16 protein-coding genes and 1 pseudogene are annotated in these 14,992 nt (G+C 60.7%); 4 read left to right on the top strand and 13 right to left on the bottom strand.

Annotation, left to right across the window (positions count from 1 at the left end):
• The 4 genes and pseudogenes from F8N49_RS28005 to F8N49_RS03090 form a co-directional block, all read right to left on the bottom strand.
• Positions 1 to 356: pseudogene (locus F8N49_RS28005) on the bottom strand (hypothetical protein); the annotation flags it as partial.
• Positions 357 to 586: 230 nt separating this feature from the next.
• Positions 587 to 1,399, bottom strand: a complete 813-nt coding sequence (locus F8N49_RS03100) for a DUF3618 domain-containing protein (protein ID WP_151550769.1) — start codon at positions 1,397 to 1,399, stop codon at positions 587 to 589.
• A complete protein-coding gene (locus F8N49_RS03095; RefSeq protein ID WP_065617081.1) occupies positions 1,396 to 1,824 on the bottom strand; it encodes a phage holin family protein in 429 nt (142 codons plus the stop codon). The genes F8N49_RS03100 and F8N49_RS03095 overlap by 4 nt, the downstream gene beginning before the upstream one ends.
• On the bottom strand, positions 1,824 to 2,474 hold the full coding sequence (locus F8N49_RS03090; protein ID WP_151550768.1) for a hypothetical protein: 651 nt from the start codon (positions 2,472 to 2,474) through the stop codon (positions 1,824 to 1,826). The genes F8N49_RS03095 and F8N49_RS03090 overlap by 1 nt, the downstream gene beginning before the upstream one ends.
• A 299-nt stretch (positions 2,475 to 2,773) precedes the next feature.
• On the opposite strand from F8N49_RS03090, the gene F8N49_RS03085 reads away from it, so the two are divergent.
• Entirely contained in the window at positions 2,774 to 4,630 is a 1,857-nt protein-coding gene (locus F8N49_RS03085) for an ABC transporter ATP-binding protein (protein WP_056784851.1), read from the top strand.
• Positions 4,631 to 4,669: 39 nt separating this feature from the next.
• On the opposite strand, the gene F8N49_RS03080 is transcribed toward F8N49_RS03085, so the two are convergent.
• From F8N49_RS03080 to F8N49_RS03050, 7 genes are all read right to left on the bottom strand, one after another.
• Complete coding sequence (locus F8N49_RS03080; RefSeq protein ID WP_151550767.1) at positions 4,670 to 5,815, bottom strand: sensor histidine kinase; 1,146 nt, start codon at positions 5,813 to 5,815, stop codon at positions 4,670 to 4,672.
• 179 nt (positions 5,816 to 5,994) lie between these two features.
• Complete coding sequence (locus F8N49_RS03075; protein WP_151550766.1) at positions 5,995 to 6,336, bottom strand: antibiotic biosynthesis monooxygenase; 342 nt, start codon at positions 6,334 to 6,336, stop codon at positions 5,995 to 5,997.
• 28 nt (positions 6,337 to 6,364) lie between these two features.
• Positions 6,365 to 7,339, bottom strand: a complete 975-nt coding sequence (locus F8N49_RS03070; protein ID WP_151550765.1) for a zinc-dependent alcohol dehydrogenase family protein — start codon at positions 7,337 to 7,339, stop codon at positions 6,365 to 6,367.
• A 63-nt stretch (positions 7,340 to 7,402) separates the two neighbouring features.
• Positions 7,403 to 7,705: a helix-turn-helix transcriptional regulator gene (locus F8N49_RS03065; RefSeq protein WP_024012559.1), complete on the bottom strand. Its 303-nt coding sequence runs from the start codon at positions 7,703 to 7,705 to the stop codon at positions 7,403 to 7,405.
• Positions 7,706 to 7,812: 107 nt separating this feature from the next.
• Positions 7,813 to 8,211 (bottom strand): nuclear transport factor 2 family protein, encoded by a 399-nt coding sequence (locus tag F8N49_RS03060; protein ID WP_151550764.1) that lies wholly within the window; start codon positions 8,209 to 8,211, stop codon positions 7,813 to 7,815.
• A 49-nt stretch (positions 8,212 to 8,260) separates the two neighbouring features.
• Entirely contained in the window at positions 8,261 to 8,857 is a 597-nt protein-coding gene (locus F8N49_RS03055) for an NADPH-dependent F420 reductase (protein WP_205884329.1), read from the bottom strand.
• A gap of 7 nt (positions 8,858 to 8,864) precedes the next feature.
• The gene (locus F8N49_RS03050) at positions 8,865 to 9,617 is read right to left on the bottom strand and encodes a 3-oxoacyl-ACP reductase family protein (protein ID WP_073475182.1); all 753 of its coding nucleotides are present in this window, start codon (positions 9,615 to 9,617) and stop codon (positions 8,865 to 8,867) included.
• Between the two features lie 112 nt (positions 9,618 to 9,729).
• Here F8N49_RS03050 and F8N49_RS03045 point away from each other — a divergent pair, with 112 nt between their 5' ends.
• Both F8N49_RS03045 and F8N49_RS03040 read left to right on the top strand, forming a co-directional pair.
• Positions 9,730 to 10,656, top strand: a complete 927-nt coding sequence (locus tag F8N49_RS03045) for a LysR family transcriptional regulator (protein ID WP_151550763.1) — start codon at positions 9,730 to 9,732, stop codon at positions 10,654 to 10,656.
• A gap of 167 nt (positions 10,657 to 10,823) precedes the next feature.
• Positions 10,824 to 11,783: a DMT family transporter gene (locus tag F8N49_RS03040; protein WP_073475186.1), complete on the top strand. Its 960-nt coding sequence runs from the start codon at positions 10,824 to 10,826 to the stop codon at positions 11,781 to 11,783.
• Positions 11,784 to 12,327: 544 nt separating this feature from the next.
• Here F8N49_RS03040 and F8N49_RS03035 read toward each other — a convergent pair.
• Complete coding sequence (locus F8N49_RS03035; protein WP_151550762.1) at positions 12,328 to 12,687, bottom strand: DUF6124 family protein; 360 nt, start codon at positions 12,685 to 12,687, stop codon at positions 12,328 to 12,330.
• Positions 12,688 to 13,123: 436 nt separating this feature from the next.
• Entirely contained in the window at positions 13,124 to 14,068 is a 945-nt protein-coding gene (locus tag F8N49_RS03030) for a GlxA family transcriptional regulator (RefSeq protein WP_122699069.1), read from the bottom strand.
• Between the two features lie 115 nt (positions 14,069 to 14,183).
• Between F8N49_RS03030 and F8N49_RS03025 the strand changes: the two genes are divergently transcribed.
• A complete protein-coding gene (locus F8N49_RS03025; protein ID WP_071171898.1) occupies positions 14,184 to 14,948 on the top strand; it encodes an SDR family oxidoreductase in 765 nt (254 codons plus the stop codon).
• Positions 14,949 to 14,992 lie beyond the last annotated feature (44 nt).

The following is a 14,992-nucleotide window of genomic DNA, read 5'->3' as shown; positions in this document are numbered from 1 at the left end:
CAGCAATCCTTGTCGCAACCCAAATCCCCTGTGGGAGCGGGCTTGCCCGCGAAGGCGTCGGCACGTTCAACCTCATCACCGCCTGACCCACCGCTTTCGCGAGCAGGCTCGCTCCCACAATAGTCCGGGGCAAGGCCACAATCTTCAGCCCAACCCAAATCCCTGTGGGAGCGGGCTTGCCCGCGAAGGCGCCAGATCAGATACATCCACATTGAATGACACACCGCTTTCGCGAGCAGGCTCGCTCCCACAATGGTCCGGTGCAAGGCCACAATCTTCAGCGCAACCAAAATCCCTGTGGAAGCGGGCTTGCCCGCGAAGGCGCCGGCACATTCAACATCATCATCGCCTGTCACACCGCTTTCGCGAGCAGGCTCACTCCTACAAAGATCCGGGGGCAGATCAGCAATCTTTTTCGCAACCCAAATCCCTGTGGGAGCGAGCCTGCTCGCGAAGGCGCCAGATCGGATACATTCGCGTTGAATGACACAACGTTTTTACACGCTGGCTCACCACAGCGGCACACCGAATGACCGCCGCACATCGACAAGGGAGGCCCATTGCAGGCCTCCCTTGTTTTTCACCATCAAGAAGTACCCAACCCCTGTGACAAATCGGAAGACGAAGGCCGCGCCGTTTCCGGCTTGGTCTCCACTTCGGTTTGTTCAGTGGTCCGAGTCACCGTGTCACGCACGGCCTCGTAACCTTCCTGAGCTTTCTGCTTGGCCTTGTCGACCATGCCAGCGCTGGTACGGCCCATGTAGCGCTGTTCAGTGGACGTAGTTGGCAACGCCGCGCCGAGCAATGCACCGAGCGCAACCCCAGCGGCAGCCACCATCAGCGGTTGCTCCTTGAGCAGGTGACTGAACTGCTGGCCGAGCACTTGCGAATTGCGTGACAAGCGATCACTGGCGTCATGCATCGCATGAGTCAGATTTTCCTTCGCCGCGCCGACGTTTTCCCCGAGGTGGCTGGCCTTGCCTTTCAGCGACTGGTAGCCGTCCTTCAGCGAGTCAGTGGTCGAATGCAAATGCGCGCGGGCGCTGTCGATGCCGTCGGCCAAACCGTCGGCCCACTCGCCGGCCTTGTCCTGATCCGGCCCGCTGCGATAGGTCGGTTGCTGCACGGGCGGGCGATTCTGGCTGATTATCAGCCAGAGCAGCCCCACCGAAGTCAGCACCGCTGGCACCGGGTTATTGCGCACGCTGGTGCCGAGATTGGTGAAGAACGTCGAGCCGTTGCTCTGCATCATTCCCCAGGCCTGATCGATCATCTGTCCGGGGGTGAATTTGCTCTCGAGTTGATCGACGATGTTGCCGATGCTCGCGCGTTGCGCATCGATTTCGCGCTCGATCTGCTCCGGGCTTTTTTCCGCTTCGATATCCAGTTCGCTTTTCATGAGACTTTCCTCCGCAGCGCTTCCTGATCCTTGTTCAAGGCGTCGAGGGTGCGATCAGGTTTGAAGTGAGACGGCTCGAATTGTTTTTTCCCGGATTGCAGCATGGCGAAGCCGATGATCATCACCACCACGCCAACGATCAGCGCGGCCAACCATGGCGCCATGAACATGCTCAGGCCGTACACCGCCGACATCAGCAGAATGATGAAGCCAGCAAGAAACACAATCGCACCACCGGCCACCGCACCGATGCCAGCCTTCAGCGTGCTGAGGCTGTTGTGCAGTTCGGCTTTGGCCAGTGCCAGTTCCTTGGTGAACAACGCTGGAACTTCACGGGACAGTTGCCGCAACAGGCCGACCACCGAAGCGTCATCCGTTTGACCGAGGGGCCTTGCTCCGCTCAGATCAGATTCATCTCTGTTCATCACAGTTCTCCTTTGGCGTCGGGTGCGTGCGGTACGGAAGCCGCGGCAAAATCAGCGGGGTGATCGCTGTCACTGGGCGAGGTCGGGGTGATGCCGGTGGCCAGTCCCGGATTGGCGTGGGCCGATGACGGCACTGACGATTCATAGGGTCGCTGCGCACCGTAATCGGCTGGCGGTGGCGTCGATGTCGTGCCCGCCGCCGGATCGTGCTCGGCGCTGACCGTCGCTGCTGCGGCCGTGCCGGCTTTGAGAAACCGCGACAGGCCGAAACCGATGGCAATGCTGCCGGCGATGAATAGCCCCGGATTGCTGCGCGCCAGATCCGCCGCATCGTGCAGCAATTGCTCGGCACTCTTGCCGCGCAAGTTGCCCGCCAGCCCGGTCATGGAGTCCGCCATATCCGTCAGGTAGTCGGACATGCCCAGCGTGTCCTTGTCCTGCAACCCCGAGACGAAGCTCTTTGCCCCTTGGGCCAGTGCTTCTATCTGTTCGGCTGCGGTGTCGCGGTACTGTCCGAATTGCGCGTCGGCCTGTTGCCGCGCACCGCCAATTGCTTCGTTGACGTCGTCCTTCAAATGTTCAAAAGCCTGTCCAGGCTTGCTGTTCGGATCAGCTGATTCAAAGCCTGCCCTGCTGTCTTGAGTATTCATGTGGCCCCTCGCGTTCTGACTTGAAAACGGAAAAACGGGACTACACGGCAACATTGCCTCGAGCCCCCACATAGAAGATGACGGAGCAGCTTGCGCGAGAGTTCAAAGAGGTTGATGAGCGTGCCGTGTCAGGTCTGGATCAGCGACGAAAGGTTGCGCTTGGCACGATTGCGTTGAGCTTCTGCGCCTGGCTGCGGTCAAGACAAGGCACAAGCATTTATCTGCAACACGACGCTGAAACCCGCAACAACGCCGATAGATGGCAGAATCCCCACACCCTGATCACTTCGGAGACCGCAATGCTTCGCCTGTTTGAAGAAAGGCTCGACCCCTTCCCGCCCGACGAGGCGCCGCCACCGCCAGTCGGCCTGATGCGCTTCTTGTGGGCCTGCACCCGGGGGGCGCGCGGTTACATCCTGGCCTTCGCTCTGCTCAGCGCCAGCGTGTCGATCTACGAGGCGTGGCTGTTTTCTTTCCTTGGGCAAGTGGTGGATCTGCTCTCGACCTGGCAATCCGGCGGCGCCGCCGGTGATGAGGAAAGCCGCGTGTTGTGGGGCATCGGCATCGTGCTGGTGGTCAGCATCGGCCTGGTGGCGCTGCGCACGATGGTCCAGCACCAGATCCTCGCGATCAATCTGCCGCTGCGCCTGCGCTGGGACTTTCACCGGTTGATGCTGCGGCAAAGTCTGTCGTTCTTCTCCGATGAGTTTTCCGGCCGGGTCACGACCAAGGTCATGCAGACTGCGTTGTCGGTGCGCGAGGTGCTGTTCACCCTGATCGAAATTCTCCCCGGCATCGGCGTGTACTTCATTGCGATCATTGCGCTGGCCGGTGGCTTTGCGCTGAAGCTGATGCTGCCGTTTCTGGCGTGGATCGTTCTGTTCGGGCTGGCGATGGTGTATTTCGTGCCGCGTCTGGGCAAAGTCGGCCAGGAACAGGCCGATGCACGCTCGTCGATGACCGGGCGGATTGCCGACGCCTACACCAACATCACCACGGTCAAACTGTTCTCGCACTCCAAGCGTGAAGCGCACTTTGCCCGCGCGGCGATGGAAGATTTCAAGCTCACCGGATTCCGCCAGATGCGGCTGGTCAGCCAGTTCGAAATCGTCAATCAGGCGCTGGTGGTGGCTTTGATTCTCGGCGCCGGCGGTTATGCATTGTGGCTGTGGCATCAGGGCGAAGTCGGCACCGGCGCCGTCGCGGCGATCACCGCCATGGCGTTGCGCATCAATGGCATGTCGCACTGGATCATGTGGCAGATGACGTCGCTGTTCGAAAACATCGGCACCGTCCAGGACGGGATGGCCACCCTGACCAGCGGCCCGAAAGTCCAGGACGCGCCGGATGCCAAAGTGCTGGAGCCGGCCGGCGGCGAAGTGGTTTTCGACAATGTCAGCTTCAACTACAACGGCGAACGCCAGGTGCTCGACGGCTTGACCCTGCATATTCGCCCCGGCGAAAAAATCGGCCTGGTCGGCCGCTCCGGTGCAGGCAAGTCGACGCTGATCAACCTGCTGCTGCGCTTCTATGACGTTGATCGCGGCGAGATCCGCATCGATGGGCAGAACATCGCCGAGGTCACCCAGGACAGCCTGCGCAGCGTGATCGGCATGGTCACCCAGGACACGTCGCTGTTGCACCGTTCGATCCGCGACAACATCGCCTACGGACGCCCGGACGCCACCGACGAAGACATCCATCGCGCGGCAGTGAACGCCCAGGCCGATGGTTTTATCAGCCAGTTGAGCGACAAGCAGGGCCACAGCGGCTACGACACGCTGGTCGGCGAACGCGGTATCAAGCTTTCGGGCGGGCAGCGCCAACGCATCGCCATCGCCCGGGTGATGCTGAAGAACGCACCGATCCTGCTGCTCGACGAAGCCACCAGCGCGCTGGATTCCGAGGTTGAAGTCGCGATTCAGGAAAGCCTCGATGAAATGATGCAGGGCAAAACCGTGATCGCCATCGCCCACCGCTTGTCGACCATTGCAGCGATGGACCGGCTGATCGTCATGGACGAAGGCCGCATCATCGAACAAGGCACCCACGCGCAATTGCTCGAGAAGAACGGTACCTACGCGCGGCTGTGGCAGCACCAGAGCGGCGGGTTCCTCGGTGAGGACCGGGGTTTGGTTGAGGTGATGGAGGAGTGATCAGGCTGGAGGGCCGGGGCCGGCCCTCCATCGATTGGCCTAGATGGAGACGGGGCTTTCGGCATCCACCGGAAGCTTTACGCGAAACACGGTTCCGCCCTTCAGGTCAGAGCTGACCTCGATCGACCCGGCATGCGAGGCGACGATTTCCGAAGCGATAAACAGGCCCAGACCGAGCCCGGCAACCGGCCCGTGATCAACCACGGAGCGCTGTGAGAACCGCCCCATCGGGTTGAAGATGAACGGCAACACGTCTTCTGGAATCGGCTCGCCGCCGTTGTGCACTGTGAACACCGCGCAATCCTCGCGGACCTGCAACTCGACCGTTACCGGAAAATTATTGTCGCCGTGGGTCACCGCATTGCTGATGATGTTGGAAAAGACCTGTTCCATCCTCGCGCCATCGAACGCTCCCATTACCGCTTCCGTCGCATCGAACCGCACGTTGGCCTGCGGATGAAAGGCGCGGATTTCCTCGATCACCCGTTCGCACACAGGGCTGAGATCGATCAGGGATTTTTTCACCGGAATCCCCGGCCCCATCTGGCAGCGCGTCAGATCCAGCAGGTCGCCCACGATCTGGCTGGCGCGCTGCACGCTGGCGTAGATCTGCCTGGCCACTTTGCTGGTGCGCGGGTCGGTAGCTTCGGTACGACGCAACATATCCGCACCGAGCAGAATCGCCCCCAGCGGCGTGCGCAAGTCATGGCCGAGAATCCCCAGAAACACATTGCGCGACGCCTCGACGGCGCGCGAGTAGCTGGCAATCGACTCGGCCAGCGCCTGATCGATGGCTTCGTGGAAGCGCGTCATGTCGTCGACATTCACTGATTTGCCATCCTTGACCTGACGCAGCCATTGGGTCAGCACACTGGTGCGCAGCGCGCGGTATTCCGACACCATCTGATCGATGGTAAAACCGGCCATCAGCCGCGTCACCGCGTGGGTTTCCGCAGCTGTTTCTTCATCGTCGCGCGGCGCCTGGCCCTGGGCTTTGGCGATTTGTTCGCTCATGGTCTGCTTGGTCCGCAGATCGATGACGATGGCGCGCAACATCTGCTCGGCGTGATCGCGCAGCGCGACGTTATCCAGCTCCACCCCCGGCGTCTCGATGGTGCGGGCGAAATCTTCCCAGGCCTGCAGGATCGGCTCTAGGTTTTCGAGAATGAAATCTGGCAGGCGCATGGCTGTAGTCCATAGAGGAAATCCATCTGCGCCGACAGGCGCGCCGGCGCAGACAGTAAAAGAACAAACTCAGGAGTACAGAAGGTACGGCTGACCTCGTGCAGCCTACCATCATTGCAGTGGTTCAACGCGGGAGGAAAATCGGCAGCAGCCGCTTGTGACGAAAGCCATCAGAACACTCAACTCCCTGTGCTTGAGCTGCTGCCCGCAATGCTCAAGTCGCCACCCGGAAAAGCACCACCCTCAATGTGATACACGCTCGGCTCTGCGGAAAAATAATCCTCCAGCCCCAGCATGAAGCGCTGGTGGTCTTCGCTTTCTTCAAACCCCGGCGAGTGATCCTCAAGCGATTGCCAGCGCACGATCAAATTGAATTGCTCGGGGGTTTCGATACCTTGCGCCAGCAAGTGGCCGCCATATCCCTTGGCGCGGGTGAGCAACGGTTCGACTTCGGCAAATGCCCGTCGAAAGGCTTCAGTCTGATGCGGGTGAACGGGCAGCACAGCGATTTCGTAAACCATGATGTATCTCCAAAATCAGTGAGCGGATTCAGACGATGAGTGAAGGCTCGACGGCGATGGCGATTTTTCCCAGCAGACCGTTGTTGGCACTCTCCAGTCGGGCATGGGCGAGCGAGATGTCGGCGAGGGAATAGACCGCGCCAACATGGGGCCGCAACTGGCCGCGCTCGACCAACGCGCTCAGTTCATCGAGCTTGCCGCGATTCTGCCGGGTGAAGACGAAGTGGTAGCTGGCGTTCTTGCCCCAGGCCTGAACGAGGTTTTGTGGCTGCGCGATGTCGACGATCGAGACCACGCGGCCAAGCTGGGCGAGCGCGTCGGCACTGCGAGACAGGGTATCGCCACCGATGGTGTCGAACACCACATCAACGCCATGCCCGGCGGTTTCGCGCATGATTGCTTCGACGTAATCCTCTTGGGTGTAATCGATCACCACGTCAGCGCCCAGACTGCGGACGAACTCGGCGTTGGCCTCGCGCACGGTGGTGAACACTCTGGCGCCCATGGCTTTGGCCACCTGAATCGCCACATGACCGACACCGCCCGCGCCGCCGTGAATCAGAATGCTTTCGCCTACGCGGAGCACGGCGCGAACGGTCAGCGCTTCCCAAACCGTACCGCCGACCAGACTCAGACTGGCCGCCTCAAGGTGGCTCAGCGAGGCAGGCTTTCTGGCGATGATGCTTTCGGCTGCGACGTGGTACTCGGCATAACTGCCCTGCCCGTCGAATATCTGCGGGGTGTACCAGACTTCGTCGCCCGGCGCGAAAGCGCTGACGCCCGGCCCGATGGCTTCAACCACGCCCGACACGTCGTGACCGGTAATGGCTGGCAGCGGCACCAGATCGGGATAGTCACCGCGCCGAACCTGATAATCCAGCGGATTGATGGAAGTGGCGTGCACTCGGACCAGCACTTGGCCCGCTTGCGGAACCGGTTTTGGAACGTCGCTGAGTTCGAACGAATCAGGACCGCCGAAGGATTTCAAAATCATCGCTTTCATGGCAAAACCTCGTATCGATAAAGAGGGATATCGAGAATTCTCGATATCCTAAAGTAAAAAAATTTACAGCTCTTTCCCTATGATCTCTGCAAGCGCGCTGATAGCAGCCTCATTGCGTTTGTAGTAGGTCCATTGACCGATGCGTCGCACTTCAACCAGCCCCACCCGCTGCAACGTGGCCAGGTAACTCGACACCGTCGACTGCGACAAGCCGATACCTTCCTGGATGCTGCTGACGCAGACACCCTCGACGAGAACGTCACCCTCATCCTGCGGGGGGAAGTTCTTGACGGGATCCTTCAGGCCTTCAAGGATCTTGAGGCGCGTCGGGTTCGAGAGGGCTTTGAAGATTTCGATCAGTTCCATGCGCCGAGGATATCGAGATTTTTCGATATGTCAATGCGCGATATTAATCTGATCGGCAGTCGGCGACAGGCGGCAACGGGATCCGATTTGCCACCCTGCCGTGCGGCTCAGCCTTGGGGCGCATCCAGCAACACCCACAACCGCACGATTTTCCCCGCTTTGATTTCCGCCACGTCAACACCGCGGACAACAGTTGGCCCAGCGCTCGGGCCCGCATGCCAGCGCAGGTAACCCAAGCCATGGTGCCCAACCGCCGGCCCCTCCGGAACAAAAGCGAAGTCCGCCCCGAACTGATCCAGCAACGCACCGGCCACCTCTGAAATCGCCGCCCGCCCGGTGACGATACCAGTCGGTTCGTACATCGTCGGTGTGTCTGCAAAAAGCTCCTGCACCGCCGCAATGCGCTTCTGTGCATCGCGCTCGTTGAACACGCGCTGCAGGTTGGCCCGCAGCAAGGCGTCGTAGTTTTCCACCTCATTGATATTTCGCGAATCTGAGCCAGACATTTTTGAATCCTCGATTGGTATGTGAAGCCCGGTTGCCCGGGCTCAGCGGTCAACCATGTTTGACCAGGTTCAAGGCTGGCAGCGGTCCGCCCGGAAACTGCGCAAGCATTCCCTGCTGCACACCGCCCAGGTCGATGCCGTAAAAACCCAGTTGAGTAATCAGCTCTGCAACTTTGGTTTTGCTCGCGGCATCTTCACCGGAATAAAACAGCACCCGCTTGCCGCCCTCGGCGGAGGGATCGCTCAGCAGAGCCGCGAGCAAATGGTTGAAGGCCTTGACCACGTGCGCACCGGGCAGCATCTGCGCCACCACTTGCGAAGACGGCTGGCCGCCCAGATCGAACGGTTTGAACAGTGGCGCCTCGATCGGGTTGTTGGCGTCGATCACGATACGTCCATCCCAAGGCCCGAGATCGCGTACCGCGTCGGGGATCTTCGACCAGTTCACCGCCAGAAAAACAATGTCCGCCTGACTGGCTTGCTGAGCCGTCACCGCTTGTGCGAGTGGACCCAATTCGTCGACCAAACCGGCAAGGCTCTGCGGCCCACGGCTGTTGGCCAGACTGACCGGCAGGCCTGCGTTGACGAGCAACCGAGCGATGGCGGTGCCGATGGAGCCTGTACCAATGATGCTGATAGTCATGATGCTCTCCTTACGCTGTGAAGCCGCCGTCGACGATTAATTCTGCACCGGTGACAAACCCGGCGTCCGCACTGGCCAGGTACGCCACCGCACTGGCGACATCCTTGCCCTCTCCGTACCGCCCCATGGCGATGTTCGGGCGTAGGAAGTCCGCAATAGGCCCGTCGGCCGGGTTCATGTCGCTGTCGGTCGGGCCGGGATGGACGGTGTTCACAGTGATGCCGCGCGGCCCCAGATCGCGCACCAGTCCACGACTGAAACCGGTCAGCGCACCTTTGCTCAGGGTGTAGACGGAGGCGGTAGCGAACGCCGCGTATTGCACCATTGAGCTGCCGATGTGAATGATGCGGCCGCCCTGCCCCATGTGTTTGAGCGCTTGCTGAGTGGCGACGAAGACGCCGGTCACGTTCACCGCAAGGATGCGTTGAAAGTCCTCGAAGGCGATGTCCTCCGGGGCGCCAAGCAGGCTGATACCAGCGTTGTTGACCAGAATGTCGATCTTGCCAAAACGCTGTGCAACCTCGGCAATCGCTGCACGTACAGCCTCGGGATTGCCCGCATCGGCCGCCAGCGCCACAGCCAGGCCGCCCGCCGCAACGATTTCCTGCACGACCGCTTCGGCGCGATCTGGCGATGCGTTGTAGGTGATAGCGACGGTGGCGCCATCTGCCGCGAGCCGCTTGGCGATTGCTGCGCCGATGCTGCGTGAGCCTCCGGTCACGATGGCGATTTTGCCGGTCAGTGGAAGCGTAGAAGTGTTCATGGTCGAGCCTCTGGGTGGTTGGAGTTGATGAGGCTATGAGACGCCTTTTGATCTTCCACCAGTAGTCGAAGCCTACTAGAATCACTTTCAATCATTCGTTGAAGGTGCGCAGATGGAAACCTTAGGCAATTTGCTCTCATTCGTGCGCAGCGCCGAGGCGGGAAGCTTCTCTGCCGCCGCGCGGCGCCTGGGCCTGACACCCGCGGCGGTCAGCCGCAATGTCGCGCAGCTGGAGGCAAACCTCGGCGTACGCTTGTTTCAGCGCAGCACGCGCAAACTCACGCTGACCGAAGCGGGAGAGCGCTTTCTGGCCAACGTCGGTTCGGGATTGGAAAGTGTTCAAGCGGCGATTGCCGACGTGGCCGGCAATGCCGGAGAGCCTTCAGGGCTTTTGCGTCTGAGCGCAGCACCCGGTTTCGCCAGGGATTTTCTGTTGCCGCTGATGCCCGAGTTTCTCAAGCAATACCCCGCCGTGACCCCTGAATGGCACGTCGACAATCGCCAGGTCGATCTCATCGCGGACGGGTTTGATGCGGCTATCGGCGGCGGCATCGAACTCGCGCAAGGTGTGGTCGCCAGAGCCATCGCCCCGGCGCATCTGATTCTGGTGGCATCGAAGGAATACCTCTCGGCACACAAGCGCATCCGGCACATCGAAGAGCTGGCGACGCTGGATCATCTGGCCATGCGCTCGGTACAGACCGGCAAGGTGCGTAGCTGGATGCTGCAAGGCCCCGACGGGCAACGGGCACCGCTGGAGTTGGCGCCGCGCCTTTTGGTCAACGACCCGCAAGCGCTGTGTCAGTGCGCGCGCTTGGGATTGGGGGTTGCGCTGTTGGCGGTTCCGGATGTGCTGCCTTATCTGCGGGACGGCACGCTGGAAAGGGTTTTGCCGGGCTGGCATGTCGATGCGGGACAGATCTATTTGTACTTTTCCAGCCAGAAACTGCTGCCAGCCAAAACCCGGGCGTTTGTGGATTTCCTGGTCGGTCAGGCTCGGGAGGATGGTTGGGCCGCTCTCCTCGATGCTCGGGCTTAAAAGCAAGTTATACGACCTCTGAAACTCAACCAGCATCACGCCTACGCGGTCTTTCAAGCCTTTCTAGCTTGCCGCGTCTGCTCGATTACGGTACAAATCGGGCAGTTGTACGACAACATAATTAAAACCTGAGCCACCCCGAGTGGCTATCATTTTTGAGATCTGCCATGTCCCGTCCTGAGTTTGCGCCAACCGTCCCCCCGCCCTTCCCTCGATATCTCGCCGTGATCATTCTGTTGTGCATGGGCTGTGCGTTCGCCGGCAACCACGTCGCGGCACGGGTCGCTTTTGATGATGGCGCGGGCGTGTTGCTGGCGATTCTGATGCGCTCGGGCGGGACCTTGCTGGTGCTGGCCATTCTCGTCCTGTGGCAGCGGCAAAGTCTGCGCCTGCCGACAGGCGCATGGCGTTGGCAACTGTTGTTGGGCCTGCTGATTACTGCGCAGAGCCTGTGTCTGTACTCCGCTGTCGCGCGGGTCCCGGTCGCTTTGGCGCTGCTGGTGGCCAACGTGTTTCCGATCCTGCTCGCCTTGCTGACCTGGGCGCTGGGCGGCCCACGCCCAAGCGCGCGCACCGCGATGTTGATGGGCTTGATTCTCGTCGGGCTGGTGTTCGTACTGGACGTCCCCGGACGTCTGTCAGACAGCGCCAGCGTCGGTCCGGAATGGCTACTGGGCGTTGCACTCGCCTTCTGCGCCGCCAGCGTATTCGCCTGCGCGCTGTGGATCACTGATCACAAGCTGTCGCAAGTGCGCGGCTCGGTGCGCAGCCTGCTGACTATCTTCATCGTGTTCAGCAGCGTCAACCTGGCCGGCCTGACCGGCGCCCTCCCCGGCGGACTCAACCTCCCCGCCACTTCAACCGGCTGGCTGGCCCTTGCCACGCTTGTCGTGCTCTATGGGACCGGCTTCATTGTGTTGTTCATTTCCGTGCCCCGACTGGACATGCCACGCAACGCCCCGGTGATGAATATCGAACCACTGGCGACATTGTTGATGGGCTGGATTGTGCTGGATCAAATGCTCAGCAGAGGGCAGATCGTGGGGGGAGTGATTGTGGTGAGCGGGATTGTTTTGCTGACGTATCGGAAGGCTGCGGTGAAGGTTGGGGTGAAGGCTGAGGTTTGAGGGGGTGTGGTGGCGGGACTCCTGGTTGGCGAGTCCTGCTTATCGCCCCCGGCTCGATACCGAATCAGCAGAATTGCAGGCTCTCGAGGTCTACCTGGGCATAGCTTCCTATTTCACCCCTGTAGAGATAAATCGCAGTTACCTCCAGCTCCGTTCGTAAGAATTTCGCCAGCGTTCTGAGTCTGGTGCTTGTGGTCATGGCAGGGCGTACATAGATTGCCAGCGTACGAAATTCGCTTGAGCAGATCTGCGCCAATAACCGGTTTCCCCGTACCTCCCAACCGCGCGCGGATTCTTTGTCGTCATTTGGTTCAGCGCCGCTGGCGCTCCCTCCCCCGGCTCGCAGAAACGTTCGACCTTGTTCGTAGCGGTAGTTTTTCGGCGGGTTTGGAACGTAACCACTCAATCCTTGATTCCTTGTTCTGATCCTTGAAGAACGGCCCGAAGGGTGACAGTCGAGCCCGGGTGGTGCAAGCCGTGGCCGTGTGCCAGCCATCGTGCGCCCGGGGATTGCGACGAGGTTTTGCGCTCGTCGCATTGCGGGTCATTTGGCTATTTCGACTTTATCCAACGCCTGATTTACCGCGATTTCGCCGAGCATGACGACCTGGGCAATGCCCAGCAGCGTCTTGCGGCGCGGGTTGTCGAGCAGCGCGGCGAAGTCGTAGAGCATGGTGGTGGCCGAGCCGAGGGATTCGCTGGCGTTGGCCAGCAGGGATTCGGTGTCGTATTTCGGATTGGCGAGGAACATCTGTTCCGGAGTGTTGGTGCTGGCCAGGATTTCGGCGGGGCCGAGGTAGTGATCGAGGGCGCGTTCGGCGGCTTCGTGAAGCTTTTTCGAGCCGCAGGATTCGTAGGGCGATGCGGGGTCGGTGGTTGGGGGATTGGGTGTGACTTTGAACATGGTGAAACTCCTGATTATTCGTCTGGAGCTACCAACATCACTTGCAGATGATGGGTGGCAGCTGTGTGCGGGTCTGCAAGACCGGGAAATCAGGAACCCGGCAGACCCGAAGGTCTCCCGCACAAAGCCGCCATTGAGCGGACACGAACGAGTGTCCTTGGCAGGGCTATGCGACTGATTTCCGACGGGCTTGCAGACCCGATCACTGATGAGCAGTGACAGGAATCAAGTTACGGAGGGAACGGCAGACGCACAAGCCGGCGGATTCTGGCGTAGTCGTAGGGAATGGCGCAAGGCGTTGTAGCCGTTTGCTTAAGGCTGGAGTAACTGTTTAAACGGGCTGAGGGTTTTCTGTTTATGTGGCGGTGAATGGGCGGACGTCATCGCGAGGAGGCTCGCTCCTTGGTATTGGGACGTTGATTAACCAACACGAGCCTCACACCATCCGCCGCGAATCCCGCCGCACCGCCTGCGGCGGCACGCCAAAGCCGCGCATGAACACCTCGCGCATGTGCCGACGGTCACGAAACCCGGTTTCCCTGGCGACTACATCCAGACTGTGACTGCTCTGCTCGATCAGCAAACGCGCCGCTTCCAGGCGCAGGCTCTCTATCGCCTTGGCTGGTGACTGGCCGGTTTCGGCGGTGAAAACGCGGGTGAATTGCCGCGGACTCAAGTGCACCACTTCGGCCAGTTCTTCGACGCTCAGCGGGCGATTGAGGTGCTTGCGCGCGTAATCCAGCGCACTCTGAATGCGGTCGGATTTGGGCGACAGCGACAGCAATTCCGAATGTTGCGACTGCCCTCCGGACCTACGCTGATGCATCACCAGTCGATGGGCGACCGAGCGGGCGATTTCGCTGCCCAGATCCTTCTCGACCATACCCAGCGCCATGTCGACACCAGCGGTCATGCCCGCCGATGTCCACACCGGGCCGTCGATGATGAAGATGCGGTCGTCCTCGACATTCACCGACGGATGCATCCTGCGCAGCGCCGGGGCGAACGCCCAGTGCGTGGTCACGCGGCGGTTATCCAGCACTCCGGCCTGCGCCAGTACGAACGAGCCGGTGCAGATGCCGGCCACGCGGCGTGCGCCGTCGGCGAGCCCGCGCACGCTTTGCAGCACGTCAGCATCGGGCGGCGTCAGCGGAGTCAGCGTGCCAGCCACCAGCCAACTGTCGGCCAGCCCCGCCTGCGTCAGTGGCAACGTATCGACGTGCAAGCCCAGCGAGGAGCTGACGATGCCGCCGGCCTGGGAAAAGTTCTGCACCTTGTACACGGCTTTGCCGGTGACGATGTTGGCGAACTCGAACACCGACTGGGTCGCCAGCGCCATGACCTGAAAACCTTCCGTGAGCAGATAGCCGACTCGATGCATGGTCGCGCTCCGTTGTTGAATGTCCTGAAACACTACCACATACGTCATTCAGGTCGGAGCAGGTTTTCTCCATCATGGCTTGCATACCAATCAATCCACTCGCGGGACGCAGCTCATGAAACTTGAAGCCAACACGATCTTCATCACCGGCGGCACTTCCGGCATCGGCCGCGCACTGGCCGAGGCCCTGCATCAGCGCGGCAACAAGGTCATCATCGCTGGTCGTCGCCAGACCCTGCTGGCAGAGATTGCCCAAGCGAATCCGGGCATCGACACCGTGCAGCTGGACATCAACGATGCGCAGCAGATCAAGGACGTCGCCGCCGAAGTCATCCGCCGCCATCCGTCGTTGAACGTAATCATCAACAACGCCGGGATCATGCCCTTCGACAACGCGGGTTCCGGCGACTTCAACGATGAACAGGCCGTCGGTCTGTTGCAGACCAACCTGCTCGGCCCAGTGCGCGTCAGCGCGGCGTTCGTCGAACACCTCAAGCGCCAGCCCGAGGCCTACATCATCAACAACAGCTCGGTGCTGGCCTACCTGCCGCTGGCGACCACGGCGCTATATTCGGCGACCAAAGCGGCGATCCATTCCTACTCGCTGTCGCAGCGTTTCATGCTGCGCGACACCAGCGTCAAGGTCCTGGAAATCGCGCCGCCTTGGGTTGATACCGACCTGATTCACAAGAGCGGCGACGAGCGCGCCATGCCGCTGGGCGAGTTTATCGAGGAAACCCTGATCAAGCTGGAAACCGCCACTACCGAAGTGCTGGTTGACCGAGTCTTGCCGCTGCGAGCCAACCAGGGCGCGAACGAGCATGGGTTGATCGAGCAGTTCAACCTGTCGCTGCTGGAAAATCCTATTCCGGTGGCCTGAACTCACCGACAGAAACACCCGGGCTCAATGCCCGGGTAGCCTGG

Origin of the sequence: Pseudomonas sp. GXM4 (assembly GCF_008923895.1) — a bacterium.
In the GTDB taxonomy this organism is placed as follows: Bacteria; Pseudomonadota; Gammaproteobacteria; order Pseudomonadales; family Pseudomonadaceae; genus Aquipseudomonas; species Aquipseudomonas atacamensis.
The sequence above is the reverse complement of the archived record's forward strand: the minus strand, read 5'-3'. Positions and strand labels throughout refer to the sequence as shown.